This window comes from Alteribacillus persepolensis (assembly GCF_900099605.1).
Classification (GTDB): Bacteria; Bacillota; Bacilli; order Bacillales; family Marinococcaceae; genus Alteribacillus; species Alteribacillus persepolensis.
Window position 1 is genome coordinate 34,431 of sequence record NZ_FNDK01000001.1, and the last position, 26,659, is coordinate 61,089.

The following is a 26,659-nucleotide window of genomic DNA, read 5'->3' on the forward strand; positions in this document are numbered from 1 at the left end:
GAATGAATGAACAACAGCTTATCAACATTCGAAGAGACTTGCACCAAATACCAGAGCTCGGCTTTGAAGAGTTCAAAACGCAGCAGTACTTAAAGGATACGATTGCTGACATGCCGCAAGACTTTTTGAGCATAGAAGAATGGGAAACGGGCTTACTGGTTTGGGTGGATGGTTATGAAGGAGAAAAAACGATTGGCTATCGGACGGATATTGACGGGCTGCCGATTGACGAGCAGACGACATACTCTTTTGCATCCAGGCATGAAGGGAGTATGCATGCTTGCGGGCATGATTTTCACATGACGATTGCACTTGGTATTTTAGATCATTTTGCTGCGAGTCAGCCAAAAGATAATTTGTTATTTATTTTTCAGCCAGCAGAAGAAGGTCCTGGCGGGGCAAAGCCGATGCTTGCAGCAGAGGCGTTTCAACGAGTGAAACCAGATGAAATATATGCTCTTCACATTGCGCCAGAATATCCAGTCGGAACCATTGCTACTCGCCCGGGTCTTTTGTTTGCCAACACATCAGAGCTTTTTATTGACTTTTATGGAAAAGGAGGTCACGCTGCTCGTCCTCATACAGCCAACGATATGGTAGTGGCTGCCAGTCATTTTGTCACCCAATTGCAGACCATTGTTGCTAGAAATGTGAATCCGCTTGATTCAGCTGTAGTAACAGTTGGAAAAATTACAGGAGGAACAAAACAAAATATTATTGCCGGTAAGGCACGGTTAGAAGGAACGATACGGACGTTATCGATGGAGAGTATGACACAGGTGAAAGAACGTATCCGTCATTTAACAGCAGGTGTGGAAACCGGTTTTGAGTGTAAAGCAGAAATTGATTGGGGAGCGAACTACTGCCAAGTGTACAACGATGAAGAGCTGACCCGGTCATTTATGGAATTCAGTGAACAACGGGATGATATTATGCTTGTTGAGTGTCGGGAAGCAATGACAGGAGAAGATTTTGGCTATTTTTTAGATGAAATACCGGGGGTTATGTTCTGGCTTGGTGTTGATACACCATATGGACTGCACGATGCGCGTATTGAACCAGATGAGCGAGCCATTTTTACAGCAGTTTCACACATGGTTGATTATCTTTCAAAAAATCAATAATATTCCTTTATACCACGATAAGGTTGCAGGCGCAAGTAGTTATTAGAAATTCTTGTTGCATTTATGGTATAATAGGGATGTAACAAGAAAGGGATGGATATATGGCTTATTTTAATCAAAGAAAAGAAGCGCCGCCCGAAGTGGAGACAAATGTATGGTCATGTACAAATGAAGGCTGTTCAGGATGGATGAGAGAGAATTTTACGTTTGATAATGAACCGCGCTGCCCTCTCTGTGACTCGGACATGAAAAAAGATATTAAAACTCTGCCGCAGATCAATTAAGAAAAAGAGCCGTTTTGCAAAACGGCTCTTTTTCTTATCGTGTCATCATATGTCTTACGCTTGCTGCTTTTTTTCGATATAAACTTGATGAGGATATGGTATTTCAATACCATTTTGCTCAAGGGCTTCTTTGCAAGCTTGACGAAGTTTGCGTTCTACTCCCCATTGCTCCATGTTGTCTGTTTTTCCTAAAATACGGATGACGACGTCAGATTGACCAAAGGCTTGAACCCCTAATACATCTGGACCTTCTTTCATAGCAGGCTCTTCTTTAGCAAATGTGTCACATACGGATTGAAGCACTTGAATGGCTTTATCGACATTGTCATTATACGAAATACGCATGTCAATCATTGCGCGCATGTTGCCGCGGGAATGGTTGTTCACCGTACTGATTTCACGGTTAGGGATAAAATGTAATGTTCCATCAAACCCACGAACTTGCGTCGTGCGAAGACCGACTTCTTCGACAACCCCATCGACACCCGCTACGGTGACATAATCCTCAACATCAATTTGTTTTTCCAGCAGAATGAAAAAACCAGTAACCACATCGCTGACAAGACCTTGTGCCCCAAAACCGATTGCCAGTCCAACGATACCAGCTCCGGCGATGAGCGGAGCAATATCGAGGCCGAAAATGCCAATAATGATTGTAATAAAAATAAAGATTAGGACGTAAGAGAAAACATTCGTACTAAGCTTCAACAATGTCTGCATTCTTCCTGGATGCATGTTTTTCTGTTCTTTTAGTTTGGTAAAGCCGCGATTAATAAGGTTTTTACCAATAGCTCGGACAATGAAAAAGCCGATCATAACAAAAAGGATTTGTAAAATAATGAGGATGGCTCCTCCGATAAACGTCCCCCAAAATGCGTTTTCCATGACTTGTCCCATAGTAGCACACTCCTTTGCGAAAATGTCATAAGTTAGTTTACTATTCCCGTCATGCAAGTGACAAAACATGACAATATCCCGTATAACTAGGCAAGTATATCATAAGAAAACAAGGGGAAAAATATACGAGCATATTATTTTACTTACTTGCTGTTATTCGTTATTCTTGAAGATGAGAAATGACGTTCTTGTATTCTCAATGTACAAAATAAAAAAGTGGTTTTTAATTTGTACATACGGGTAACGCTATATGTGTTCATGAAAATATGAGTTTTATTTAAATTAATTATCATTTAATATTGACTTTAATTTAAGGCTCATATTATAATGACAATTGGACAGGCTATATTGAACAAATTACTTAAAGGAGTGGAAGTAAATGAGCGAAAAGCGCATGGTAGCAAAACAAGCCCCACGTTTTGAAATGGATGCAGTAATGCCAAATAAAGAATTCGGTAAGGTAAGCTTAGAAGACATTATGAAAGAGGATAAGTGGACAGTTCTTTTCTTCTATCCAATGGACTTCACTTTCGTATGCCCAACGGAAATCACTTCTATGAGTGACCGTTACGATGAATTTGAAGATTTAGATGCAGAAGTTATCGGTGTTTCCACTGATACAATCCATACTCACAAAGCTTGGATTAATACTGATCGTGACGAAAACGGACTTGGCGATCTTAATTATCCGCTAGCAGCTGACACAAATCATAAAGTTTCTGAAGAATACGGTGTTCTCATTGAAGATGAAGGTGTTGCTCTACGCGGTCTTTTCATCATCGATCCTGAAGGTGAATTGAAGTATTCTGTTGTAAACCATAACGACATCGGCCGTGACGTAGACGAAACACTTCGTGTACTTCAAGCGCTTCAAACTGGCGGACTTTGCCCAGCAAACTGGAAGCCAGGCCAAGAAACATTGAACGTTTAATCTTCGATGGAGAATGTATGAAAGAAAGAAGGTCTAGCAGCAATGTTAGACCTTTTTCTTGACTTAAGTTCTCTGCGAATCGAATATAGATGATGCATCACATACGAATAATAAAGGAGGATGATTAGTATGGCATTGAAATTACGGTCAGAAATGCCAGAAATTACTGGCGAAACGACTTGGTATAATGGAGAAGTATCAAAAGAAGATCTCATTGGTGAAAAGCCAACGTTAATTCACTTTTGGTCCGTAAGCTGCGGTCTCTGCAAAGAGGCTATGCCAAATGTCAATGAATTTCGTGATGAGTACAAAGACGATTTAAACGTTGTTGCTGTGCATATGCCGCGTTCAGAAAAAGATCTTGATTTAGATCAAATTAAAGAAGTAGCAGACGAGCATGGCATTACCCAGCCGATTTTCGTTGATAACGAGCATAAGCTGACAGATGCATTTCAAAATGAATATGTACCGGCTTATTATGTTTTCGATAAAGATGGTACTCTTCGCCACTTCCAGGCTGGCGGCGGCGGAATGAAAATGCTTACCAAACGTGTGAACCGCGTACTGGGCCGTAATGAAAAGAAATAGAATTATTTCATGGTAAAGCTGCAGGGGAAGAAACCTGCAGCTTTTTTGCGTGAACGAGAAAGCGCAGATTATAGTCTGAGTGCAGGGATGCTGCTATCTGCATAGGATGATTGGTATCAGCTCATTTTTTCTTATGAGGAAAAAGGAACGGCCTTCTAGGTGTTGTGGCGGTGTGCTCTTTTGCTGCTTCATTTCTGGCAGGTCAATCAAAGTATCACTTGTTCATACATAAACCGTCATCGACGAGAGAGATTATTTTTGCAATAAAAGGTCCCTTTCAGGTAAAATATGTTCAGATTAAAGGCATTATAGAGACGACGGAGGAGAAATTCATGAAAAAGCAATTTGCTGTCATTGGTTTGGGGCGCTTTGGTGGAAGTATTTGTAAATCGCTCGTTTCGGAAGGAATGGATGTTTTAGCGATTGATCAGGATGAAGATAAAGTGAATGAATTTGCACCGATTGTAACAGAAGCCGTTATTGCCGACAGCACAGATGAAAAAGCGTTACGAAGTCTTGGCGTACGCAACTTTGACCACGTTATCGTTGCGATTGGTGACAATATTTTAGCGAGCATTTTAACGACGCTTATTTTAGAAGAAATGAACGTGAAGCATATTACAGTCAAGGCACAAAATGATTATCATGAAAAGGTGTTATCGCGTCTTGGTGCAGATGAAATTGTTCATCCAGAGCGTGATATTGGAATACGAATTGCTCATAACGTTGTGTCCAAAAATGTGTTAGACTACCTCGAGCTTTCTGAGGAGTATAGTATTGTGGAGCTTGCCGCGGGACATACCATTAATGGTGAAACCATCGTGGATTTAGACTTACGGGCGAGATACGGATGTAATATTTTGGCTATAAAAAGAGGAGAAGATATACACGTTTCCCCGCGTCCGACTGAAATCATAAAAGACGGGGATGTATTAATTGTTATTGGAGCGGATGATGATATTAATCGATTAGAAAATCACTGGATTGATGCAACATAATAAATGCTGGGAACAACGAGACACAGCAGGCAGCGTTTGATTCTATAAAAAACCGATTGGGAACAAAGTCCCAACCGGTTTTTTTATACTTCCATAATAATAGGAAGTATCATTGGTTTGCGTTTTGTTTTTTCGTATAAATAAGGCGAGAGCTGGTCAATAATCTCATTTTTAATTTCAGACCACTGGCTCGTTTTTCGTTTCATGACTTGATCAAGATGTTTCGTCAGTCTAGCTTGTGCATCGTTAATTAAGTCACTTGACTCTCTCATGTACACGAACCCGCGTGAGATAATATCTGGTCCGGCTGATACTTTGAAGTTTTTCATATCAATGCTGACGACAACAACAACCAGCCCTTCTTCAGATAGAATACGGCGGTCACGGAGTACAATATTGCCGATATCACCAATACCATTTCCGTCAACATACACAGAGCCAGACGGGATTTTGCCGACAACCGATGCACTTTTTCTTGTTAATGCTAAAACTTCGCCATTCTCCATAATGAAAGAGTTCTCAAGCGGGATACCGCAATCTTTACCAAGAACGGTATGCATCTTCAGCATGCGGTATTCACCATGTATCGGCATAAAATATTTCGGATTCATCAAGCGAAGCATCAACTTTTGTTCTTCTTGCCCGCCGTGTCCGGATGTATGAATGTTGTTTAACGAACCATGAATCACTTTCGCGCCTGCACGGAAAAGCTGGTTAATAATTTTGTTTACAGACAGTGTATTTCCAGGTATCGGTGAACTGGAGAATACAACAGTATCACCAGGAATGATTTGAATCTGGCGATGTGTGCCGTGGGCAATTCTAGACAGAGCAGCCATTGGTTCGCCCTGGCTTCCGGTACATAGAATGGCTGCCTGGTCATCAGGGATACGATTTAATTGGGATGGTTCCACAAATGTCCCTTTTGGGGCTTTAATATATCCCAATTCTTGTCCAATAGTAATGGCAGACTCCATGCTGCGCCCAAATACAGCGATTTTTCTTCCATCACGCACAGCAGCTTCTACTGCCTGCTGCAGTCGATAAATATTGGAAGCAAACGTAGCAAAAATCAATCGTCCTTTTGCCTGGCGGATAATGTGATCAATACTTTTGCCTACTTTTCGTTCTGACATAGTAAAGCCAGGGACTTCACTATTTGTACTGTCTGATAAAAGACAAAGAACCCCTTGCTCACCAATTTCAGCCATTTTAGCTAGGTTTGCAGGTTCTCCAACAGGAGTGAAATCAAACTTGAAATCGCCTGTGTGGACAATATTTCCTTCTGGTGTATTGACAACAACGCCAAGAGAATCAGGAATACTGTGGGTAGTACGAAAGAACGATACTTTTGTTTTTTTAAAGCGAATTTCTTGATCTTCTCTTACAACGTTTAATTTTGCACGGCGCAGCAGTCCATGTTCTTCTAATTTCCCCTTTAACAGGCCAATGGCGAGTTTGCCTCCATAAATAGGAACATTTAGCTCTCTTAATAAATAAGGAATACCGCCAATATGGTCTTCATGGCCATGTGTGACAAACAAGCCTTTTACTTTGTCTTTGTTACGAACAAGGTACGTATAATCAGGAATAACATAGTCAATTCCGAGTAATTCGTCTTCAGGAAACATAATTCCGGCATCTATGAGTATAATCTCATCTTGATATTGTATGGCGTACGTATTTTTACCGATTTCGCCTAAACCTCCAAGGGCGAAAACCGCAACTTGATTTTTTTTGATTTGTTTCATTTCTTATAAATTCTCCACTTTAAAATCTTCGCGTTGTTGTTCAAATTGCAGGAGGCTTTCTGAAACCGGTTGTACATATTCGATATTGAAATTTTTATCCGCCAATTTACGCCGTACTTCACGTTCCGTTTCTGCTTCAATAAACATAGCATCTGTATTTTCTCTAACTGGGACTTCTTGAAAGTTTTTCTGGTAAAAAACTTTGTAGATCATTTCATTATCTCTCCTCTTTCTATTTTTCTATATTCTTCTATATACATAAAGAAACATCACCTGCTTTTTTGCGATGTCAACAGGTGCAGTTACTTGTATAAGCGTTCACGATATAAATGTTCTATCACCTATTATAAATCAAGCATACGATATTTGCATCTTTGCCACAAACAAGTGAAAAAAGAAGAATTTGCTAACCCGATAAGACTCAGTTAACAAATTGTAATGGATTTGCCCTGTTTTTTCAATAGCATCATTTGTTTAAGCCGGTAAATGCCGGTGTCTAGGCAAAAGCTCCCGACATCGCTTTAACAATTTCTTTCGCCACCTCTTCCACATTGTATAACTCCTTTCCGATCGTTTTTTCTTATTTTGCCTAATTGCTGCTCATTCTCATCACTGAAATATTTGGAAAAAAATGAAGCGAAACCTCTGATGCATGTGTGTTAAAATGGAGGCGGTTTGTCAGCTAGATAGAAATAATGGATAGGGTGAGGAGAGAATGAAAAAGCCATCAATTGTATTTTTTGATATTGACGGTACATTGTACACACGGGATATGACACTGCCTGCTTCAACAAAAGCAGCGATTCAAATGCTGCAAGACAATGGCACATATGTTGCCATTGCAACTGGTCGTGCTCCCTTTATGTTTGAGCCGCTGCGCCGCGAATTAAACATCACTACGTTTGTAAGCTTTAACGGTTCATATGTCGTGGCTGACGGAGAAGTCATTGAAAAGCATCCACTTGAAACAGAAAAAATAGAAACACTTCAGTTGGCTGCCGGGGTAAATAACCATCCAATGGTTTTTTTAGACCATGAACAGGCTGTAGCAAATACAGCAAATCATGCGCACGTTGCTGAAAGCCTTGGCGATTTAAAAATGCCGTACCCACCTGTGAATGGCAGCTTCTATAAGCAAAAAGATATATATCAAGCTTTGTTATTCTGTGGACAAGAAGAAGAGGATGAGTACAAACGTACACATTATGTTTTTGATTATGTGAGATGGCACAGACGAGCATTAGATGTTCTTCCTAAAGGAGGATCCAAAGCGGAAGGTCTGCGTGCAGTTACCCATCACTTAGGATATACGATGGAAGATGCTGCTGCTTTTGGCGATGCATTAAACGACCGGGAAATGTTAGCAGAAGCAGGAATTGGTATTGCAATGGGCAATGCGCTTGATGAAGTGAAAGAAACGGCTGATATCGTCACCGCACCGGTAAATGAAGACGGTATCGAAAAGGGATTAGAGCGGATTGGTTTACTGTAAATGAAACGATAACAAGCGAGCCGCACCAACGACTCGCTTGTTTTACAATGTAGGGAGTTCTTTTTTATAAGGATCTTCGTATCCTTCAATTCGGTCATAAAACATAATACCATTTAAATGGTCTAGCTCATGCTGAAAAACAATCGCTGGGAGGCCGCGCAGCCGAAGGCGTACGCTTTCGTTTTCTAACGTCTCTGCTTCAATAGTAATTCGCTTATACCGCGGGACAATCCCCGGTACTTCCCGATCAACAGACAAACAGCCTTCCCCGCCTTCTAAATGGGTGGTTTCTACAGAATGCCTGACAATTTTCGGGTTGAAAAAACCGTAACTGTATAAGTCGTCTTTTTCATCTGTAAGATGCATAGCAAACATACGTTTTGTAATGCCAAGTTGTGGAGCTGCTAGACCAACCCCGGAGCGCAGCTTATATTTTTCGGCCAGCTCTGGATCTTGGCTGTTTTGCAGAAACTCCAGCATTTTTTCTAATGTTTCCTTATCTTCCTGACTTGGGGGCATTTGGACTTCTTCAGCGGTTTGTCGCAGTGCGGGATGCCCCTCACGGACTATATCCTTCATCGTAATCATGTGTTTGTATCCCTCCGGCATGTTGCAACGATAATAGAAAGTGAAATGATTTCATTTTCGTGAAATAAGTATATCAAAAATAAGGTGCATGCAAAAGAAAAAGAAAGGCCCGTCTAAAAAGGACCTTTCAACAACTCGTATTGATTAGTCTTTACAGTCGTGTCTGCCGTGACCCCCGTGATGACCACCGTGAGTTAACTTTGATGCTCCGACAATGATGAGAAGGATAAACAATACAACGATTAACGCGAACCCTTTGCCGCGTCCGTATCCATATCCATACCCATTATAGCCGTTGTAGCCGCCGACCATGCTGCCTGGCCCTTGATTTGTATGGGCTCCGCCGACCATTCCAGGTCCTGCGTTCGTTTGTGCACCACCGACCATGCCTGGACCGTAATTGCAATAATGATTTCCCCACATAGCTTTTACCCTCCTTTAAACGAATGCCTTGATGGGGCATTTCCCTACTACATTATGTCAAAATCATAAAAATGGCTGGGCCATTACCTAGTAAATGAGATGTTATGAAAAAAACAAATCCGCATATGATAATACTGTTTCATTTTATGTTGATTATTGATTTCAAGGGACGCTTCCGATATGATTATGGGGACAGTCGTGGGAATGAAAGACGTTTGTTGATTGAAAGGGGAGGGGGAATTTTATGGTGTTACATAGAAAAAAGACAGTAACATTTATCGTTTTTTCCGTGTTACTGATGTTGGGGGCTTGTGGACAAAGTCCAGAAGAGCAAGTGTACACACATTTAGAAGAAGCGGCTGCACTAGAAGAAACGTTTGAGAAACAACAAGAACCTTTAATGGAATTAGAAGAAAAAGAACATCAATTATATGAAGAAATGCTCTCTTTGACGACGGAGGAAATGGACCAAATTGAAGAGCTGGCCGATGAAGCCATTGGTTATGCAAACGAACGAAAAGAGTTGTTAGAAAAGGAAAAAGAGAGTATTGAAAAAGCATTTGAAGAGTATAAGCAAGGGGAAGAATTACTGGAAAACATTGAAGGAGCAGACACGGAAAAAGAAGCCGTCCAAAATGCAATGAACAATCGGTATGAAGCATATCAAGAACTATACGAAAGCTATCAAGACGCTATAATGAAAGATATTGAGCTGTATGAAGCTTTTACAGATGATGAATTAGAAATGGAAGAACTGCAAACGCATATCGATGAGGTGAACCAAGCATATCAAGATGTCATAGAAAAAAGAAATACCTTTAATGAATACACAGATAACTACAATGAAGCAAAGGAAAGTCTGTACAAAGCCGCTGGATTAGATATTGAATCCGGTGAAATGACCGAAGAAACAGAATAGTTTTATATAAAAGGAACTGTCAGGCAGCGATCAATTCGTTCTTGGCAGTTTTTTCTGTTTTAATTTGTGTTATAAGAATAAAAACACGGTGAATCCGTTTGCATTCGTGAAAGCTGTTTATATCAAAATGTAAAATGATATATAACAGATGTGTATAAATGTGAACGGTATTTTATTTGAAAAGTACGGAAGAAGCTTATAAACAAAAAGGATTGACGAATCTTTGCCATGTGGTATATTCTTATCAATAGACAAAGGTTGTTACAGTTTTTTATAATAAAAAAGTGAAACAGGTACTATCAATATTGTTTATGAATGATAGATACGTGGGAAAAGTAATAGGACAACAAAAGATTGGACATCATCATAACGTGATGATTTTCAATGTTTTGGTTACCTTAAGGTTTGTATAGGTAAATCAACACAAACTTTTGCTGGACAACAAGAGCCGGGTAATATGTTTACATACTGGTTCTCTACACAATAAGCAATGCTTTCTTTATACAAGCCAAAATTTTTTAACCACGGAAAGAAAGGAAGAGGTGAACATTTGTGGCTACAAAAACATTGGAGCAAGTAGAAGGTCACTTTGAAATGTTTCAGATTTTAAACGAAGAAGGGGAAATTGTTAATCAAGATGCCCTGCCTGATTTATCAGATGAAAAGCTGCAAGAACTAATGAAACGTATGGTATATACCCGGATTTGGGACCAGCGTGCGATTTCTCTAAACCGTCAAGGACGTTTAGGTTTCTATGCTCCTGTGGCCGGCCAAGAAGCATCAATGCTAGGCTCACAGTTTGCGTTAGAAAAAGAAGACTTTATTTTGCCCGGATACCGTGACGTTCCGCAAATTGTATGGCATGGTCTTCCGCTTTATCAGGCATTTCTTTATTCACGCGGCCATTTCCATGGCGGACAATTCCCAGAAGATGTCCATGCTTTAATGCCGCAAATCATTATTGGAGCGCAAATTGTACAGACAGCAGGAGTGGCGCTGGGATTAAAACGTAAAGGAAAAGACAATGTAGCAATTACTTATACTGGGGATGGCGGTGCATCACAAGGTGACTTTTATGAAGGAATGAACTTTGCTGGTGCTTATAATGCGCCTGCTATCTTCGTTGTTCAAAACAACCAATTTGCGATTTCTGTTCCGGTAGAAGAACAGTCAGCTGCGAAGACAATTGCGCAAAAAGCAGTAGCAGCTGGTATTCAAGGTGTACAAGTTGATGGAATGGACGTATTAGCTGTGTACGCTGCCACACAAGAAGCGCGAGACAATGCGCTTGATGGAAACGGACCAACGTTAATTGAAACAATGTGCTACCGTTATGGTCCGCATACGATGGCAGGGGATGATCCAACCCGCTACCGCACATCGGACCTTGACGATGAATGGGAGAAAAAAGATCCGCTCGTACGTTTCCGCAAGTACTTGGAAAGCAAGGACTTATGGTCAGAAGAGCAAGAAAATGAAGTAGTGGAGCAGGCTAAAGAAGACGTGAAAGCGGCAATCAAACAAGCGGATGATACACCGAAACAAAAAGTATCTGATTTGATTGAAATTATGCATGAAAAGCTGCCTGTAAACTTACAGCAGCAATTAGAAGAATATAGAGAGAAGGAGTCGAAGTAAGCTATGGCGCAAATGACAATGATTCAAGCAATAACCGATGCAATGCGTACGGAGCTGAAAAACGACGAGAATGTTCTTGTTTTCGGTGAAGACGTAGGTCAAAATGGCGGGGTTTTCCGTGCGACAGACGGTTTACAAAAAGAATTTGGGGAAGAAAGAGTATTTGACACACCACTTGCTGAATCTGGTATCAGCGGTTTAGCAATTGGGCTTGGGTTAACAGGGTTTCGCCCTGTCATGGAAATTCAATTCTTTGGTTTTGTGTTTGAAACAATGGATGGCATTGCTGGCCAAATGGCGCGTATGCGTTATCGTTCCGGCGGCCACTATCATTCACCTATTACTGTTCGCTCTCCTTTTGGCGGCGGCGTAAAAACACCAGAGCTGCATGCGGACAATTTAGAAGGCCTGATGGCACAGGCTCCAGGGCTGAAAGTGGTTATCCCTTCTACACCGTATGATGCAAAAGGGCTGCTGTTATCAGCTATCCGCGATAACGACCCTGTTATTTTCTTAGAACACATGAAGTTATATCGTTCGTTTAGAGAAGAAGTTCCTGAAGAAGAGTATACCATTGAGATCGGTAAAGCTGATGTAAAGCGTGAAGGGAACGATTTGACCATTGTGACATATGGTGCGATGGTTCACACATCTTTAAGAGCAGCTGATGAGCTTGCAGAAGAAGGTGTTGAAGCAGAAGTTATTGACCTTCGTACAGTAAGCCCACTTGATATGGATACTGTTATTGAATCTGTGAAGAAAACAAACCGCGCACTTGTCGTTCAAGAAGCGCAAAAACAAGCAGGTATCGGAGCAAATGTTGTAGCTGAAATTAATGATTACGCCATTTTACACTTAGAAGCACCGGTTCTTCGTGTTACAGCTCCAGATACGGTATATCCGTTCGCTGCTGCTGAAGATGTATGGCTCCCTAATGAAAAAGATGTAGTTGAACGTGCTAAAACAGTTCTCAACTTTTAATGATAATTAGGCTGAAAAAGAAACAAATGCAATGTTTCTTTTTCAGTCTCTTCTACGGATAGACATAATAAAGGAGGCAAAATAAGTGGCTTTCGAATTTAAACTCCCAGATATAGGTGAAGGCATTCATGAAGGTGAAATTGTAAAATGGTTTGTTAAAGCTGGTGACACGATTAAAGAAGACGACACACTTTGTGAAGTACAAAACGACAAAGCAGTGGTAGAAATTCCTTCTCCTGTTGAAGGGACCGTAAAAGAAGTAAAAGTCGACGAAGGAACAACTGCGGTTGTAGGTGATGTTATCTTAACAATCGATGATGGCAGTGAAGACACTCCAGAAGAAGATCAGTCCAGCAGTGAAGCGGATGACAAAAAAGAAGCAGCAGAAGAGACACCTGAACAGCCATCCGAAGATAACAAAAAAGAAGCACCAGCAGCAGAAGATCAAGCAAAAACAGACGATCAAGCAGAAGACGATAAACGTGTGATTGCCATGCCTTCTGTACGTAAATATGCACGTGACAAAGGTGTTAAGATTCAAGCTGTCCAGGGAAGCGGCAAAAATGGACGCATTTTAAAAGAAGACATTGATGCTTATCTTGATGGAGGTCAAGATGCCGCACCAGAGGAGGCAGAGCAAACAGAAGAAGCTGGTACTGATACAAAAGCGCCGGCACAAGATACAGCAGCTCTTGAAGAGCGCGTTCCAATGAAAGGAATACGCAAAGTTATTGCAAAATCCATGGTTAACTCCAAGCATACTGCTCCACATGTTACACACATGGATGAAGTGGACGTAACAAACCTTGTAGCAAATCGTAAGAAGTTCAAACCAGTGGCAGCAGAAAAAGACATTAAACTCACATACTTGCCGTATGTTGTAAAATCCTTGACGTCAGCGTTGCGTGAATTCCCTGCATTAAATGCATCGATTGATGATGAAAAAGAAGAAATTGTATACAAAAAGTATTATAATGTAGGTATTGCTGCTGATACAGAGCAAGGACTAGTAGTGCCAGTAGTAAAAGAAGCGGATCGTAAGTCTATCTTTATGCTTGCAGATGAAATCAATGAACTTGCTGGTAAAGCACGAGATGGCAAGCTGTCTTCTGAAGAAATGAAAGGTGGAACATGCACAATCTCAAACGTCGGTTCTGCGCAAGGACAATGGTTTACACCGGTTATTAATCATCCGGAAGTAGCAATCTTAGGTATTGGCCGGATTGAAGAAAAAGCAGTTGTTCGAAATGGAGAAGTTGTCATTGCACCGATGCTTGCTTTATCCTTAAGTTATGACCATCGCCTGATTGATGGTGTGACAGCACAAAATGCGTTAAACCACGTGAAACGCTTGTTAAACGATCCAGAATTACTAATTATGGAGGGGTAAGAAATGGTTGTAGGAGATTTTGCAGAAGAAGTAGATACGCTGATAATAGGGTCTGGTCCAGGGGGTTACGTAGCAGCGATTCGCGCAGCACAACTCGGCCAAAAAGTGACCATTGTTGAAAAAGGCGACATTGGCGGTGTTTGTTTGAATGTCGGCTGTATACCTTCCAAAGCTCTCATTCAAGCAGGTCACAAATTCCATGAAGCAAAATCCGGCGGAGATGACATGGGAATTACGGCTGAAAAGGTAAATGTAGACTTTTCCAAAGTACAAGAGTGGAAAGCAGGCATTGTAAACAAGTTGACTGGCGGTGTACAAGGTCTTCTGAAAGCAAACAATGTTAATATTGTACAAGGGGAAGCTTACTTTTCTGATGAAAACTCCGTGAAGGTTTCTACAGATGAATACAATTCACAAACATATAAATTTAAAAATTGTATTGTTGCTACTGGTTCTCGTCCAGTGGAGCTGCCTAACTTTAAATACAGCAGCCGTGTTATTAATTCCACAGGTGCGCTTCAACTGGATGACATTCCTGAGAAGCTCGTTGTTATCGGCGGAGGATATATTGGTGTAGAACTTGCTGGTGCTTATGCTAATCTAGGCGCTGAAGTAACAGTTCTTGAAGGGGAAAAGCGCATTTTAGGCGGATTTGAAAAGCAAATGGCACAACTTGTACAACGCCGCCTCAAGAAAAAAGGCGTGAAATTTGAAACACAAGCATTTGCTCAATCTGTGGAAGAATCCGATAATGGCGTGAACATTAAAGCAGAAGTGAAAGGAAAAGAGAAATCCTTTGATGCAGACTATGTGCTCGTTTCCGTTGGGCGCAAGCCAAACACGGATGAGCTCGGCCTAGAGCAAATTGGTGTAGAAATTGGCGACAACGGTCTTATTAAGACAGACAAGCAGTGCCGTACTGGCAACAAAAGTATTTATGCTATCGGCGATATTATTGAAGGTCCTCAGCTTGCTCATAAAGCTTCCTACGAAGGGAAAATTGCTGCAGAAGCAATTTCTGGCGAATCATCTGAAATTGACTACCTTGGCATTCCAATGGTTGTCTTTGCAGAGCCAGAGCTTGCAAGCGTCGGTTATACAGAAAGTGAAGCAAAAGAAGCAGGATATGATGTTGTTGGCGCGAAATTCCCATTCCAAGCAAATGGCAGAGCGCTGTCTCTTAACGATTCCGAAGGTTTCATGAAGCTGGTAACAAGAAAAGAAGACGGCTTAGTAATTGGTGCACAAATTGCGGGGCCAAATGCATCAGACATGATTGCAGAAGCTGGACTTGCGATCGAAGCAGGTATGACCGCAGAAGATTTAGCGATGACTATCCATGCACACCCTACATTAGGGGAAATTACAATGGAAACAGCAGAAGTTGCGCTTGGTACACCTGTTCATATTGCAAAATAATTATGTATGTATATATGGGGCTGTCCCAGAAGGTAGTAGATGATAACCTTTTGGGCAGCCCTTTTTTCATCTTTTTATAATGTTTGCTGGGATGAATCATGCCTGTGTCTATGCTTTTCCAACAGAGTTCCAAATAGAAAGCATCACGCTCGCAGGTTCTCTTTCTTCATTGAACGAACCAGAACAGTACAACTATCTACAGTAACCCACAACTCCTAAAAAATATATAGTCTACCTCTAAAAGCAAGCAGCTAGACAATGACACAAATCTAGATTTACCGTTGTTCTTCACGATTATCTGAAGCCAGGGACATTCATGATAAAATGCACATACACGCAGCTCTTGTCCTTTTCTTGTTTCTGGACCATTTAAGTGTAAAGGATATCGGAGCTTGCGTGTTTTTTTATTCCCAATGTTTCTAAACCCCCAACAAATATTGTAGAGCCTTTTTTCGGTTCTATAAGGTTTGTTGCTTGGATGAACGTAGACCCTCTCGTATGAATGGCTCTTCCGGTTCGTTTGCCGCGGGCAAGGCTTCAGCTAACCAACGGAAAATCACCGTCGATGGATCTTCAGCTCTTGCTTCGAAGCACAGGACCGTGCTGGTGCCGGCGTTAGCCACACGATGTGGCTGGTCTTAGCCGACGCCCCGCAGGCGTCTCACCTGATCGTCTTTCAACGATGGGAATAAAAAGTACTCCAACATTCTTTTTCATGCCAAACACACAAAAAAATCGCCTCATTCGCTATAATGTAGTTAATGGCTTTTACGCAGCATTTTTTCTCCAAATAACGCTAGAGTTAACGTGGGGAATAAAGCTTCCTGGAACGGACATATTCCTAGGTGGTATGGACAGGCTGTTTACCTTGTCCTTTTTTCATGAAAGGTAAAAAAGCCTAGCTGTCGTCCACAGCTAGACTTTGTTAATAAACGATGCACTATTGTTTGTTCTTTGAGGCTTTGACTTGCTTTTTTAGTTCCGCTTTTTCCTGCTTTAAACGTTCTTTTTCTTCACGCAGGCGATTACGCTCTGCTTGAATAGTTGATTTATCTGTTTGCAGTACCTGCCGTTCGCTTTTTAATGCTTTAAAAATAGAAACGACCATAAACAGCATGACAAATGTAAACGGCAGAGCAGCAATAATCATTGCCATCTCAAGCCCTGCTAGTCCGCCGAAATACAAGAGAACAGCAGCTGCAGATGACTGGATTGCCCCCCAAACCATTTTTACAGAAGTAGGGGGGTTCAAGCTGCCATTTGTCGTTTGCATCCCGAGGACAAATGTAGCAGAGTCCGCGGAAGTAATGAAAAACGAAATAATAAGCAAAATTGCTAGTGCAATGATAATACCTGATAGTGGGAATTGATCCAACAAGGAAAAGAGCGCAATTTCTTCGCCTTGTTCACCCATAATATTGTAAAGAGCACCGCCAAGTGCGTTGTCGGTAGACATTCCCGTTGCTCCAAAAACAGAGAACCAAAGCCCGCCAAACAGTGTTGGCACAGCTAATACACCAAGAACAAACTCACGAATCGTGCGTCCGCGAGAAACACGGGCAATAAATGTACCGACAAATGGCGACCAGGCAATCCACCATGCCCAATAGAAGATTGTCCAGCTTTCGAGCCAGCCTCGATCTCCAATGAAAGTGGCGGTACTAAAACTCATGCTGGGCAGGTTTTGAATGTAGCTTCCAAGTGTGGTTGTAAATACATCTAAAATATAAACAGTTGGGCCCACTGCTAGAACAAAGAGCATTAAGCCGATGGCAAGTATAATATTGGTCATACTGAGAATTCGAATACCACGGTTAATGCCAGTACCAGCAGAAATTAAGTACAGAACCGTAATAATAGCAATGACAACAAGTTGTGTACCAAGATTGTTAGTGATGAAATCGAATAAATAACTAAGACCGCCTGAAACCTGTGCAGCACCAAGGCCAAGAGATGTTGCCACACCAAAAATTGTTGCAAATACAACTAGTACGTTAACCAATGTGCCGAGTGGTCCATCCACTTTATCACCCAAAACAGGGCGAAGAGCTGCACTTACAACGCCAGGCGCATCATGGCGGAATTTGAAATACGCAAGTGCCAGGGCAACGATGGAATAAATAGCCCAAGGGTGAATCCCCCAGTGGAAAAAGGAGTAACGAAGAGCTGCTGCAGCGGCTGCATCACTTTCAGGCTCTCCAGCTGGCGGGCCATAGTAGTGATAAAGCGGCTCGGCCACCCCCCAAAACACAAGACCGATTCCCATACCAGCAGTAAAGAGAAATGCAAACCATGTAAAATAATTGTACTCCGGTTTTTCATCCGGCTTCCCCAATTTAATTCGTCCATAAGGGCTGAAAATCAAGTATATGGCAAAAATAACAAATGCTGTTGCAGAGAGAAGGTAAAACCAGCCAAGTTTTTCCGATATATAACCTTGTATGTTTCCTAAAACCGTTTCAACGTGACTTGGCGCAGCAATACCCCAGATGATAAAGAGCAGTGCAATAACAAAAGAGATGTAAAAAACCGGTGTTAACTTTCTCATCTCAGGTAATACCACCTTTCGTGTAAAATTAACATTCTTTTTGACCAGTTATGTCCTATACATTTTTCTGCATTTCTCTTTGCTGAAAGTCATATACCCTATTATTTGTGAAAGGACGCAGAATGATACGAAAAAAACCACAAAGGACATTATAACATGAAGATAATGGGAATCAATAGAAATCTATCAACAAGGGTATATACCCAGATCCGGTTCATTCTAATCAAAAAAGTAATAGAAATGTCCTAATTTTGTCTAAGAATATCAAACGAAAGCAGGAAGATGATACGATACCTATAATTATATAGTTGGTTCCCTTTTCCTTTATAAAGACATTATTTCACAGGGACAGGAAACGGAGGAGGAATTATGAAATTTTTTTTAGTTTTTACTGTGACTGTCATGATGATGTTCGCGGCCGCTTGTACAGCAGATAATACCGGTGTTGAACCAAATGATTCTAATGAATCGGCGAATGTATCTGATGAGCAGGCGGGTTCAAAAACAACGGAGACAGATAAAGAGAAAGAAAACGAAGAAGAACCAGGACGTCCTGAAAAAGAGGAAGCCATCACAGATGAAGAACTGCGTTACACCGTTCGTGAAAGTGACTGGACCGTCCAGCCTGTCGAAGAAGGCAAAGAAAATCAGAATGTACTCATTACTATTGATGACGCTCCTGATACGTATAGTTTGCAAATGGCGCATACGTTAAAGGAAAAAGGTGTTCCAGCAATCTTTTTTGTGAACGGTCATTTTTTGCAAGATGAAGAAGGGAAAAACCATCTAAAAGAAATTTACGATATGGGGTTTGCAATTGGCAATCATACGATGAATCATGTGTCGTTAAATAACGTGTCAGCCGAAGAAACGAGACAGGAAATTGAACAATTAAATGATTTGGTTGAAAACATTACGGGAGAAAAGCCTGTGTTCTTCCGAGCACCGTTTGGTATAAATACGGATGAATCCAAAGCGGTATTAGAAGAAAATGAAATGATTTGGATGAACTGGACGTACGGATATGATTGGGAAGAAGAATATATGGAAGCTGATGCTTTAACAAATATTATGGTAAATACAGATTTATTAGTGCATGGAGCAAACTTGCTAATGCACGACAGGGAATGGACAAAAGAAGCTTTACCTCATATCATTGATGGATTTAAAGAAAAAGGGTACGGATTTATTCACCCCGATCAGATAGATATCAACTAACAACATAGGGGAGATAGAATGAACAAATCGGAGCTGCTCGATGAAATGCGGTTAGAAGTGGGGCGTGCTCAAGATCAAGCAATGACATTAGATGAATTCTATCAAAACGTCCTGCAAACGTTTGAGCACACATGGAGCTTTTGTGACAGAACGTTTATTTTGGATTATCAGTGGGAGTATTTTAACGTCATTGGACTGCAAGAACCAAAAATACGCTATGATGTAAAGGATACACAAGCTATGTATTGCGCCATACATGGCAAGACAGCGTCATACTCAACAATCCACAGTAACTTTTTATGCACACCTTTTTATCACAACGCATTGCTAAAAGGAATTCTCGTGTTGAAAGTGAATACGGAATCGTATGTTTTTCAAAAAGAAGATGTTGTGTTTTTGGAAGAAGTTAGCCGTTTTTTAGGTACAGCCACGCTTGATTTTGTCTAGGCAGCACCAGCTGATCGAAAAAGTCGGCTTTTTTACATGAATAGGACAGTACAACATTTTAGGATGAATTAATCATCAATGGAGTATTCGAGATGGAAGACATTTGTATACGTGCGGCCAAAACAGCCGCTTGCATCTGAAGGCTTGGCAGCAGCCAAGTTTTTTTTATATTTTCAAAACACTTACCTTTGTGAAAGGGTGAGAAAACAGCGGCATTTCCCATAGGGACACAAAGACAAGCCAGGCTTTTTCATTTTCAGGGGTTTTGCTGTTCATGTTGTCAAACGTTCCGTGAGTATAGGTTTTCCTTATAAAATGGCGGCAAATGTAATAGGGTTGTTTCATTCCAAATCATAGCTTATTAGCATATTAATACTTTTAATAATTAAAATGTGTTATACAATTTAGGGTTGACTTTTTAATTATGACATCATATTATATAATTACAATAAAACGATAAAACGCTTTCAAAGGAGAGGATTCCGGTGGGGATTATCGTATGCCAAACATGCAATCGCACAATTGATCACTTCGACGGAGAGAAGGTAACCACTCTTTATTCAACCGCTTGCAAAAAGTGCGACCGTTCTCATGCTGAAAAATAAATAGAAAATAATGATATAATCGGGCATTGCCGCTTTGCAAAGCAGCAATGCTCTTTTTATATTTTAGGAAAGCTTACCTTTGTGAAAGGATAGGGAAACACAGAAGTCCGGAAAAAGGGAAGTTCGGCTAAGGTGAAGCGCTGCCAGCAGTAAGTGAGCCGCAGGACCTGTCAACCAGAAGTTAGGACATAATGAACGTCAACAAAATGTATAGGATCTTTTTTATTGGATCGTTACTTGGTGCACCACAAATGAAAAAAGACTAGAAAACAAGGACCATATTAATTTCTAATTAAAAATCAGTATTCGCTGTACTTTTTCAGCAGCTTCCTGAGAGCATGGAAACAAGTTAAATTTTTCTAGTGTAAAAAGCATTTCTTGGAAGGAAACGGAAATATCATACAGAATTACACGTAAAGGGAGGGAAACGATAATGAAATGGAAAACAAGACTAACCGAAGCGTTACATATTCAATATCCTATTATTCAAGGAGGACTTGCTTATTTAGCGTATTCGGATTTGGCCGCTGCTGTTTCAAATGCAGGCGGTCTTGGCCAGCTGACAGCTATGTCACTGCCTGGAGAAGATGCATTAAAAGAAGAAATAAAAAAAGTGAAAGCAAAAACAGACAAGCCATTTGCGGTAAATTTTGCGATTGGACAGCACGACAGAAAGTTTGAACATATGGTGGAAGCAGCCGTGGAAGAAGGGGTGAAGATTGTGTCGATGACAGGCGGCAATCCGACGCCTGTATTTGAGTTATTAAAAGGGACGGATGTGAAAAAGTTAGTACTGGTTGCAGCCAGACGACAAGCGATCAAAGCAGAGGAACTTGGTGCAGATGCAGTCATGGTAGTTGGTCAAGAAGGGGGCGGACATATCGGAAAGGATGATACCAGCACTATGGTGTTAGTGCCACAAGTCGTTGACAGCGTCTCCATTCCCGTTGTGGCATCTGGCGGTATTGGTGATGGACGGTCTATGATGGCTGCTATGGCACTTGGAGCAGATGGAATTGAAATGGGCACACGTTTTATTGCAACAAAAGAATGTGTGCATGCACATGCGAACTACAAGCAAGCATTGCTCCGCAGTACAGAAAATGATACGGTAGTCATCAAACGCTCCATCGGTCAGCCGGGGAGGGTGTTAAAAAATGACTGGACGGATAAAATATTAGATATAGAACAACAAAACCCTGATTATGAACATCTTCAAGAATACATCAGCGGTAAAGCGAACCGTGCTTATATTTATGACGGCAAAGAACAAGATGGATTCGCATGGGCAGGCCAAGTGATTGGAAGGATGCGTGACTGCCCGACCGTAAAAGAACTTTTTGGCCGTATGATAACAGAAGCAGAAGAAATACGCAGCCAATGGTCTTAGGAGGAATAAGGAATGGAAGAACAATTGCATATGCCTATTTCTACGGATTGGAGCAAAGATGAAGTGATTGATGCAGTGAATTTTTTCCAAACGATAGAACGTGCTCATCATAAGTCAGTAGCTAGAGAAGATATCTTGGCATTGTACAATCGTTTTAAAGAAATTGCTCCATCGAAAAGTGAAGAAAAGCAGTTGTTTCGCCAATTTGATGAAAGAGCTGGCGTTTCTTGCTGGAAGACGATTCAAAAAGCAAAAGCGGCAGAATCTGGTGAAAAAATAAAAATGTAAAAAGTAAAATGATCACAGATAAAAGTTTCTTACATCGCAACGTAAAGTCTAAATCATTGCATTTTTAACGTGGGAAGCATATCTCTCGAGTGGTCTTGCGAAAGAGAATATATCAAAAACCCTCTATTTTTAACAGCGGGACATTAAAAATAGAGGGGGCACCAAATGAGGATACCCAATGTCGGGTATCTTTTTATCGTTATCATATCAGCAGTTGTAATAAAAAGGTTACGATATTTCGTTTACGCGTGACAGCCTGTAAAAAGGAAGCAGCGTTTCGAAAGTTTGTTTTGCTTCGTTTAAAAATGCATCTCCATCTTGTAAAAGCGGATTATCTTTTTTAATATGCTTTCCGATTAAAAATTCGCCTTTTTGGACGTCACGGAAACGGATGAGTCCTTCTCTTAATTTCCTTTCATCTTCGACAGAGAAAGCGTCTTTTTTTGTGTGGTCTAATGAAATAACGTAGGCAGAAGGCAAGCTGGATATGTCTCCGATGTGATCTAGTAAAGCAGCAGCCGCCTGTTGTTTGTTTGGCATTTCATAAATGTGAGCAAGCCATATAAAGACGTGATCATCGAATAAGCCTACTTGAAAGTGAGGATATTTTTTGTAACCTCGTTTATTGTCTGCGATTGCCAGCCATGTATCGTTAGGCGGATTTTTGGTTCTTCTGGCATGCTTTGCGATATGTAAATACATTTCTTCCCCAAGCTCCATAGAAAGCTCTTCGGCCAAAAAGGTGCCAATTTCCTTGAATTTTGGCTGGATACGTTTTTGTATCGCTTGCATGCGTTCATCTAGACCATCAATGTAAAATGTGTCAAAGTCGTGAGGCTGAAAGCCGGAAAAAGACATGTCACATTCTCCTCTCCATCCAAATCATGTTTATGTTCCATCATATCCTTTTCACAAAAATAAAATCAATACAAATGCATCATAAACGTAAAATTTAGTTCTTCTTGTCCGCCTAAATTGCATAGGAAAAAGTAGCGTTTGAAAAATAAAAATCATATGGTATACTATCAGAAACATAAAATCAGAATATTTCGTCAACAAGAAAATGCCGACTGTCCGCTTGTCGTGGGTACATTGAAATCACAAAGGGGTGTGGCGGCCATGGGACAAGTGATGCAAACCTTTAAACGAAAAGACGCAGAAAAGAGAATATCCGTTTTACGAATCGAAATTGACTATGAACTCGTTAGTTTGCATGATGCGATGCTTGCTCAAGATGCAGAAGCAATGAAGCAGACAAAAGCGCGTCTTGAAAAACTGCGTCAAGAATTCATCCGCTTAGAAGCATAATACAATGACGATAGATCCAAAAATAAGAGACTGGTAAGAAGTTCTGCTTCTGCTAGTCTTTTTTATGCCTTAGAATCGCAGTAGCAGTTCCTGAATATCCACCAATCTTCCTTTTTTCAGGGAACTTGCGCCCTTTTATGGATATAAGCGTATTGCCTGTATTTTTGTACAATATAATAAAAATTATGTTGACGGTTGCAGTTAAAACCTTGCATTCTAAACAGTGTGTAGCAGAAGCCCTTTTGCGCTGGTTGCGCTTCTTCTATACAGAGTGATGAACCGAGCTTTTTCATGGCATTATGGTAGAAAACTCCAATGAAAATGTATGAACAGCGTCAATAATGTGTGATAATGTTTACGTAGAATAGGAGTGGTTGGATGAGTGAAAATTGGGCTCAGATGAAGGAATTGGCTGTGGAATGGATGATGCATGCAGGAGCTATGTTAAAAGAAAGTTTGCATGACGTCATTGCGGTAGAAACAAAATCAAATCCAAATGACCTGGTAACAGAAATGGATTATAAAGTGGAGCGCTATTTAACGGAACAAATTTTGCGTACATATCCTTCTCATCATGTCTTAGGAGAAGAAGAAGCAGGTAAAGATATTCAATCGACTGATGGAATTGTTTGGATTATTGATCCGATTGATGGGACAACTAATTTCGTACACCAAAAATTCAATTTTGCTATTTCGGTAGGGGTTATCAAAGATGGGGTCGGGCAAATCGGCATCGTCTATAACGTGATGCAAGGCGAATGGTTTACCGCTGTATTAGGCGAAGGAGCCTATTTGAATGGACAAAAACTGCCGCCAGTCACAGAGACAACTCTGCCTGAAGCAGTGATTGGCATGAACGGCAGGTGGCTTGCACGAGAGAAAAGAAGTGGAGAACAATCTTTACATACAATGGTGAGAAGATCACGAAGTGTCCGCTCTTATGGTTCCGCTGCTATCGAGCTGGCTTATGTGGCATGTGGACGCCTCGATAGTTATATCAGCTTTCATTTATCTCCCTGGGACTATGCTGCGGGGCTCGTTTTATTAAATGAAGTAGGGGTGGATGTGACGGATTTTCAAGGTCAGCGCCCGTCTTTTATCCGCCGCAGCAGAATTTTAGCGGCACGGCCAGGCCTTCATAAAGAACTGTTGTCTTATGTATATAACCATGAAGGTTTTCTGAAATAGTGTACAACACTAAAAACACATGCATATTTTCTGCTAATATGCATGTGTTTCCGTTAATGAGTTTGTAACTTGGCACGCAGCTTTTTCGAGGCAGCAAAGGTGCCGTACAATCCCGCAAAGCATAATACAGCAAGCAGAATAGATCTCTCAGCAACTGCTACACCGAGTGAAGCTACACAAAGCGTTGCGAAAACAGCTAAACATAAAAAACAAACTTTCATCCAGTTCATTGTTTCACCTACCATCTTTAATCCATACTATTAGTGTACAATGAAACAAACAAATTGAAAAGTTAGGCTATGTTATCTGTGTAATACGGAAAAATGTGATACACTAGTAAAGTTGAAATAGTGTAACGAATAGATAGGAGCGATATAGTTATAATGAAAGTTCGAAACGATTTAAGAAATATCGCAATCATTGCTCACGTCGACCATGGAAAAACAACATTAGTGGACGAGTTGTTGAAACAGTCCGGGACGTTTCGGGAGCATGAGCAAGTCGATGAACGTGCGATGGATAACAATGACATTGAAAGAGAACGCGGTATCACCATTTTAGCGAAAAACACAGCAGTACGATATGGGGATACACGTATTAACATTATGGATACACCAGGCCATGCCGATTTTGGCGGGGAAGTAGAGCGAATATTAAAGATGGTAGACGGTGTTTTATTAGTGGTTGATGCGTATGAAGGCTGCATGCCGCAAACTCGTTTTGTGCTGAAGAAAGCATTAGAACAAAAGCTGACCCCGCTTGTGGTTTTAAATAAAATTGATCGCGATATGGCACGGCCGGAAGAAGTAGTGGATGAGGTACTGGATTTATTTATTGAATTAGGTGCTGATGAAGATCAGCTTGACTTCCCAGTCGCCTACGCTTCTGCTATTAATGGAACGGCAAGTGAGAATCCAGACAAACAAGATGAAAACATGGAAGTTTTATTTAAAATGATTGAAAAAAATGTTCCGGCTCCGGCAGATAACCGGGAAGAACCATTTCAATTTCAAGTAACCATGCTCGACTATAACGACTATTTAGGCAGAATTGGAGTAGGGCGAGTATTTCGCGGTACGATTCGAACAGGTGATCAAGCTACGCTGATTAAAAGAGATGGCACACAGAAAAACTTCCGGGTAACAAAGTTATTTGGCTTTATGGGATTAAAGCGAATGGAAATTGACGAGGCATATGCAGGAGATTTGATTGCAATTGCAGGGGTGGAAGACATCAATGTCGGGGAGACGATTTGTCCTTCTGACCATCATGATCCGCTGCCGCCGCTTCGTATTGATGAACCAACATTACAGATGACGTTCCTTGTCAATAACAGTCCGTTTGCTGGACGTGAAGGGGACTATGTTACGAGCCGAAAATTAGAAGAGCGGTTGATGACTCAGCTTGAGACCGATGTGAGCTTGCGCGTGGAGCAAACTGATTCACCGGATGTTTGGACTGTATCAGGACGCGGCGAATTGCATCTATCGATTTTAATTGAAAATATGCGTCGAGAAGGGTACGAACTGCAAGTATCAAAACCGGAAGTCATCGTTAAAGAAGTGGACGGTGTTTTATCAGAACCTGTAGAGCGTGCCCAAGTCGATGTACCTGAAGAGTATACCGGCAACGTCATGGAGTCTCTTGGTGCAAGAAAAGGCGAAATGCTTGATATGGTTAATAAAGGAGACGGACAAGTCCGTATGGATTTTCTCGTTCCTTCTCGGGGGCTTATTGGATATACGACAGAGTTTATGGCACAAACAAAAGGATATGGGATTTTAAATCACTCGTTTGACGGCTACCAGCCCGCCCACACCGGCCAGGTTGGCGGACGCCGGCAAGGTGTATTAGTTTCGATGGAAAATGGGAAAGCAACTCCTTACGGAATGATGCAAGTCGAAGACCGTGGAACTTTGTTTGTTGAGCCTGGTACAGAAATATATGCAGGCATGATTGTAGGAGAGCATACTCGGGATAATGACCTGACAGTCAATATTACAAAAGCAAAGCAGCAGACTAATGTTCGGTCTGCGACAAAAGAAACGACGGTGACGATGAAACGGCCGCGCCTTTTAACGCTAGAAGAAGCGCTCGAATTTTTAAATGATGATGAGTATTGCGAGGTAACACCAGAATCTATACGACTACGCAAAAAAATTCTCGATAAAAGCACACGAGAAAGAGAAGAGAAAAAGAAAAAATTAGCCAATAAATCATAAGAGCAGCATCGGGGTGAAAAAA

General features: G+C 41.1%; 27 protein-coding genes. 19 read left to right on the plus strand and 8 right to left on the minus strand.

The genetic code is table 11. The features are described 5' to 3' along the window. The first annotated feature begins 2 nt into the window (after positions 1 to 2). Together BLT18_RS00160 and BLT18_RS00165 are read left to right on the plus strand one after the other, a co-directional pair. On the plus strand, positions 3 to 1,124 hold the full coding sequence (locus BLT18_RS00160; protein WP_091270161.1) for an N-acetyldiaminopimelate deacetylase: 1,122 nt from the start codon (positions 3 to 5) through the stop codon (positions 1,122 to 1,124). Positions 1,125 to 1,225: 101 nt separating this feature from the next. Then, the gene (locus tag BLT18_RS00165; protein WP_091270162.1) at positions 1,226 to 1,408 is read left to right on the plus strand and encodes a cold-shock protein; all 183 of its coding nucleotides are present in this window, start codon (positions 1,226 to 1,228) and stop codon (positions 1,406 to 1,408) included. Between the two features lie 54 nt (positions 1,409 to 1,462). Here the strand turns inward: BLT18_RS00165 and BLT18_RS00170 are convergent, their stop codons facing one another. Next, the gene (locus BLT18_RS00170; RefSeq protein WP_091270163.1) at positions 1,463 to 2,305 is read right to left on the minus strand and encodes a mechanosensitive ion channel family protein; all 843 of its coding nucleotides are present in this window, start codon (positions 2,303 to 2,305) and stop codon (positions 1,463 to 1,465) included. A 379-nt stretch (positions 2,306 to 2,684) separates the two neighbouring features. Between BLT18_RS00170 and BLT18_RS00175 the strand changes: the two genes are divergently transcribed. From BLT18_RS00175 to BLT18_RS00185, 3 genes are all read left to right on the plus strand, one after another. Beyond that, the gene (locus BLT18_RS00175) at positions 2,685 to 3,236 is read left to right on the plus strand and encodes a peroxiredoxin (protein WP_091270164.1); all 552 of its coding nucleotides are present in this window, start codon (positions 2,685 to 2,687) and stop codon (positions 3,234 to 3,236) included. A gap of 129 nt (positions 3,237 to 3,365) precedes the next feature. Further along, positions 3,366 to 3,824 carry a TlpA disulfide reductase family protein gene (locus BLT18_RS00180; RefSeq protein ID WP_281242315.1) on the plus strand — a complete coding sequence of 153 codons (459 nt, stop codon included), beginning with the start codon at positions 3,366 to 3,368 and terminating at the stop codon, positions 3,822 to 3,824. A gap of 332 nt (positions 3,825 to 4,156) precedes the next feature. Next, positions 4,157 to 4,822 (plus strand): potassium channel family protein, encoded by a 666-nt coding sequence (locus BLT18_RS00185; RefSeq protein WP_091271092.1) that lies wholly within the window; start codon positions 4,157 to 4,159, stop codon positions 4,820 to 4,822. Between the two features lie 83 nt (positions 4,823 to 4,905). Here BLT18_RS00185 and rnjA read toward each other — a convergent pair whose 3' ends face one another. Further along, entirely contained in the window at positions 4,906 to 6,573 is a 1,668-nt protein-coding gene (rnjA, locus tag BLT18_RS00190) for a ribonuclease J1 (RefSeq protein ID WP_091270165.1), read from the minus strand. 3 nt (positions 6,574 to 6,576) lie between these two features. Further along, the gene (locus BLT18_RS00195) at positions 6,577 to 6,786 is read right to left on the minus strand and encodes a DNA-dependent RNA polymerase subunit epsilon (RefSeq protein ID WP_091270166.1); all 210 of its coding nucleotides are present in this window, start codon (positions 6,784 to 6,786) and stop codon (positions 6,577 to 6,579) included. 502 nt (positions 6,787 to 7,288) lie between these two features. On the opposite strand from BLT18_RS00195, the gene BLT18_RS00200 reads away from it, so the two are divergent. After that, positions 7,289 to 8,065, plus strand: coding sequence for a Cof-type HAD-IIB family hydrolase (locus BLT18_RS00200; RefSeq protein WP_091270167.1), 777 nt, complete (start codon positions 7,289 to 7,291; stop codon positions 8,063 to 8,065). 42 nt (positions 8,066 to 8,107) lie between these two features. On the opposite strand, the gene def is transcribed toward BLT18_RS00200, so the two are convergent. Together def and BLT18_RS00210 are read right to left on the minus strand one after the other, a co-directional pair. Further along, positions 8,108 to 8,653, minus strand: coding sequence for a peptide deformylase (gene def, locus BLT18_RS00205; RefSeq protein WP_091270168.1), 546 nt, complete (start codon positions 8,651 to 8,653; stop codon positions 8,108 to 8,110). Between the two features lie 144 nt (positions 8,654 to 8,797). Next, positions 8,798 to 8,965 carry a YjcZ family sporulation protein gene (locus BLT18_RS00210; RefSeq protein WP_139184698.1) on the minus strand — a complete coding sequence of 56 codons (168 nt, stop codon included), beginning with the start codon at positions 8,963 to 8,965 and terminating at the stop codon, positions 8,798 to 8,800. A gap of 355 nt (positions 8,966 to 9,320) precedes the next feature. Between BLT18_RS00210 and BLT18_RS00215 the strand changes: the two genes are divergently transcribed. The 5 genes from BLT18_RS00215 to lpdA all read left to right on the plus strand — a co-directional run bounded on the left by BLT18_RS00215 (position 9,321) and on the right by lpdA (position 15,423). After that, positions 9,321 to 9,995 carry a YkyA family protein gene (locus tag BLT18_RS00215; RefSeq protein ID WP_091270169.1) on the plus strand — a complete coding sequence of 225 codons (675 nt, stop codon included), beginning with the start codon at positions 9,321 to 9,323 and terminating at the stop codon, positions 9,993 to 9,995. Positions 9,996 to 10,589: 594 nt separating this feature from the next. Then, positions 10,590 to 11,633 (plus strand): pyruvate dehydrogenase (acetyl-transferring) E1 component subunit alpha, encoded by a 1,044-nt coding sequence (gene pdhA, locus BLT18_RS00220; RefSeq protein ID WP_091271096.1) that lies wholly within the window; start codon positions 10,590 to 10,592, stop codon positions 11,631 to 11,633. A 3-nt stretch (positions 11,634 to 11,636) separates the two neighbouring features. Continuing rightward, a complete protein-coding gene (locus BLT18_RS00225; RefSeq protein WP_091270170.1) occupies positions 11,637 to 12,614 on the plus strand; it encodes an alpha-ketoacid dehydrogenase subunit beta in 978 nt (325 codons plus the stop codon). A gap of 85 nt (positions 12,615 to 12,699) precedes the next feature. After that, positions 12,700 to 14,004, plus strand: a complete 1,305-nt coding sequence (locus BLT18_RS00230; RefSeq protein WP_091270171.1) for a dihydrolipoamide acetyltransferase family protein — start codon at positions 12,700 to 12,702, stop codon at positions 14,002 to 14,004. A gap of 3 nt (positions 14,005 to 14,007) precedes the next feature. Beyond that, complete coding sequence (gene lpdA, locus BLT18_RS00235) at positions 14,008 to 15,423, plus strand: dihydrolipoyl dehydrogenase (RefSeq protein WP_091270172.1); 1,416 nt, start codon at positions 14,008 to 14,010, stop codon at positions 15,421 to 15,423. 940 nt (positions 15,424 to 16,363) lie between these two features. Here the strand turns inward: lpdA and BLT18_RS00240 are convergent. After that, positions 16,364 to 17,971, minus strand: coding sequence for a glycine betaine uptake BCCT transporter (locus tag BLT18_RS00240; RefSeq protein WP_091270173.1), 1,608 nt, complete (start codon positions 17,969 to 17,971; stop codon positions 16,364 to 16,366). A gap of 369 nt (positions 17,972 to 18,340) precedes the next feature. On the opposite strand from BLT18_RS00240, the gene BLT18_RS00245 reads away from it, so the two are divergent. The 5 genes from BLT18_RS00245 to BLT18_RS00265 all read left to right on the plus strand — a co-directional run bounded on the left by BLT18_RS00245 (position 18,341) and on the right by BLT18_RS00265 (position 21,919). Then, the gene (locus tag BLT18_RS00245) at positions 18,341 to 19,189 is read left to right on the plus strand and encodes a polysaccharide deacetylase family protein (RefSeq protein WP_091270174.1); all 849 of its coding nucleotides are present in this window, start codon (positions 18,341 to 18,343) and stop codon (positions 19,187 to 19,189) included. Positions 19,190 to 19,207: 18 nt separating this feature from the next. After that, complete coding sequence (locus tag BLT18_RS00250) at positions 19,208 to 19,636, plus strand: hypothetical protein (RefSeq protein ID WP_091270175.1); 429 nt, start codon at positions 19,208 to 19,210, stop codon at positions 19,634 to 19,636. Between the two features lie 485 nt (positions 19,637 to 20,121). Further along, positions 20,122 to 20,241 (plus strand): GapA-binding peptide SR1P, encoded by a 120-nt coding sequence (locus tag BLT18_RS00255; RefSeq protein WP_091270176.1) that lies wholly within the window; start codon positions 20,122 to 20,124, stop codon positions 20,239 to 20,241. Between the two features lie 433 nt (positions 20,242 to 20,674). Then, on the plus strand, positions 20,675 to 21,631 hold the full coding sequence (locus BLT18_RS00260; protein WP_091270177.1) for an NAD(P)H-dependent flavin oxidoreductase: 957 nt from the start codon (positions 20,675 to 20,677) through the stop codon (positions 21,629 to 21,631). 12 nt (positions 21,632 to 21,643) lie between these two features. Beyond that, the gene (locus BLT18_RS00265; RefSeq protein WP_091270178.1) at positions 21,644 to 21,919 is read left to right on the plus strand and encodes a UPF0223 family protein; all 276 of its coding nucleotides are present in this window, start codon (positions 21,644 to 21,646) and stop codon (positions 21,917 to 21,919) included. Between the two features lie 228 nt (positions 21,920 to 22,147). Here the strand turns inward: BLT18_RS00265 and BLT18_RS00270 are convergent, their stop codons facing one another. After that, positions 22,148 to 22,777: a YktB family protein gene (locus BLT18_RS00270; RefSeq protein WP_091270179.1), complete on the minus strand. Its 630-nt coding sequence runs from the start codon at positions 22,775 to 22,777 to the stop codon at positions 22,148 to 22,150. Positions 22,778 to 23,038: 261 nt separating this feature from the next. Between BLT18_RS00270 and BLT18_RS00275 the strand changes: the two genes are divergently transcribed. Together BLT18_RS00275 and BLT18_RS00280 are read left to right on the plus strand one after the other, a co-directional pair. Next, complete coding sequence (locus BLT18_RS00275; protein WP_091271097.1) at positions 23,039 to 23,227, plus strand: hypothetical protein; 189 nt, start codon at positions 23,039 to 23,041, stop codon at positions 23,225 to 23,227. Between the two features lie 378 nt (positions 23,228 to 23,605). Next, positions 23,606 to 24,415, plus strand: coding sequence for an inositol monophosphatase family protein (locus BLT18_RS00280; protein WP_091270180.1), 810 nt, complete (start codon positions 23,606 to 23,608; stop codon positions 24,413 to 24,415). Between the two features lie 53 nt (positions 24,416 to 24,468). On the opposite strand, the gene BLT18_RS18055 is transcribed toward BLT18_RS00280, so the two are convergent. Further along, a complete protein-coding gene (locus BLT18_RS18055; RefSeq protein WP_175487313.1) occupies positions 24,469 to 24,645 on the minus strand; it encodes a DUF5325 family protein in 177 nt (58 codons plus the stop codon). 153 nt (positions 24,646 to 24,798) lie between these two features. On the opposite strand from BLT18_RS18055, the gene typA reads away from it, so the two are divergent. After that, a complete protein-coding gene (typA, locus tag BLT18_RS00285) occupies positions 24,799 to 26,637 on the plus strand; it encodes a translational GTPase TypA (protein WP_139184690.1) in 1,839 nt (612 codons plus the stop codon). Positions 26,638 to 26,659 lie beyond the last annotated feature (22 nt).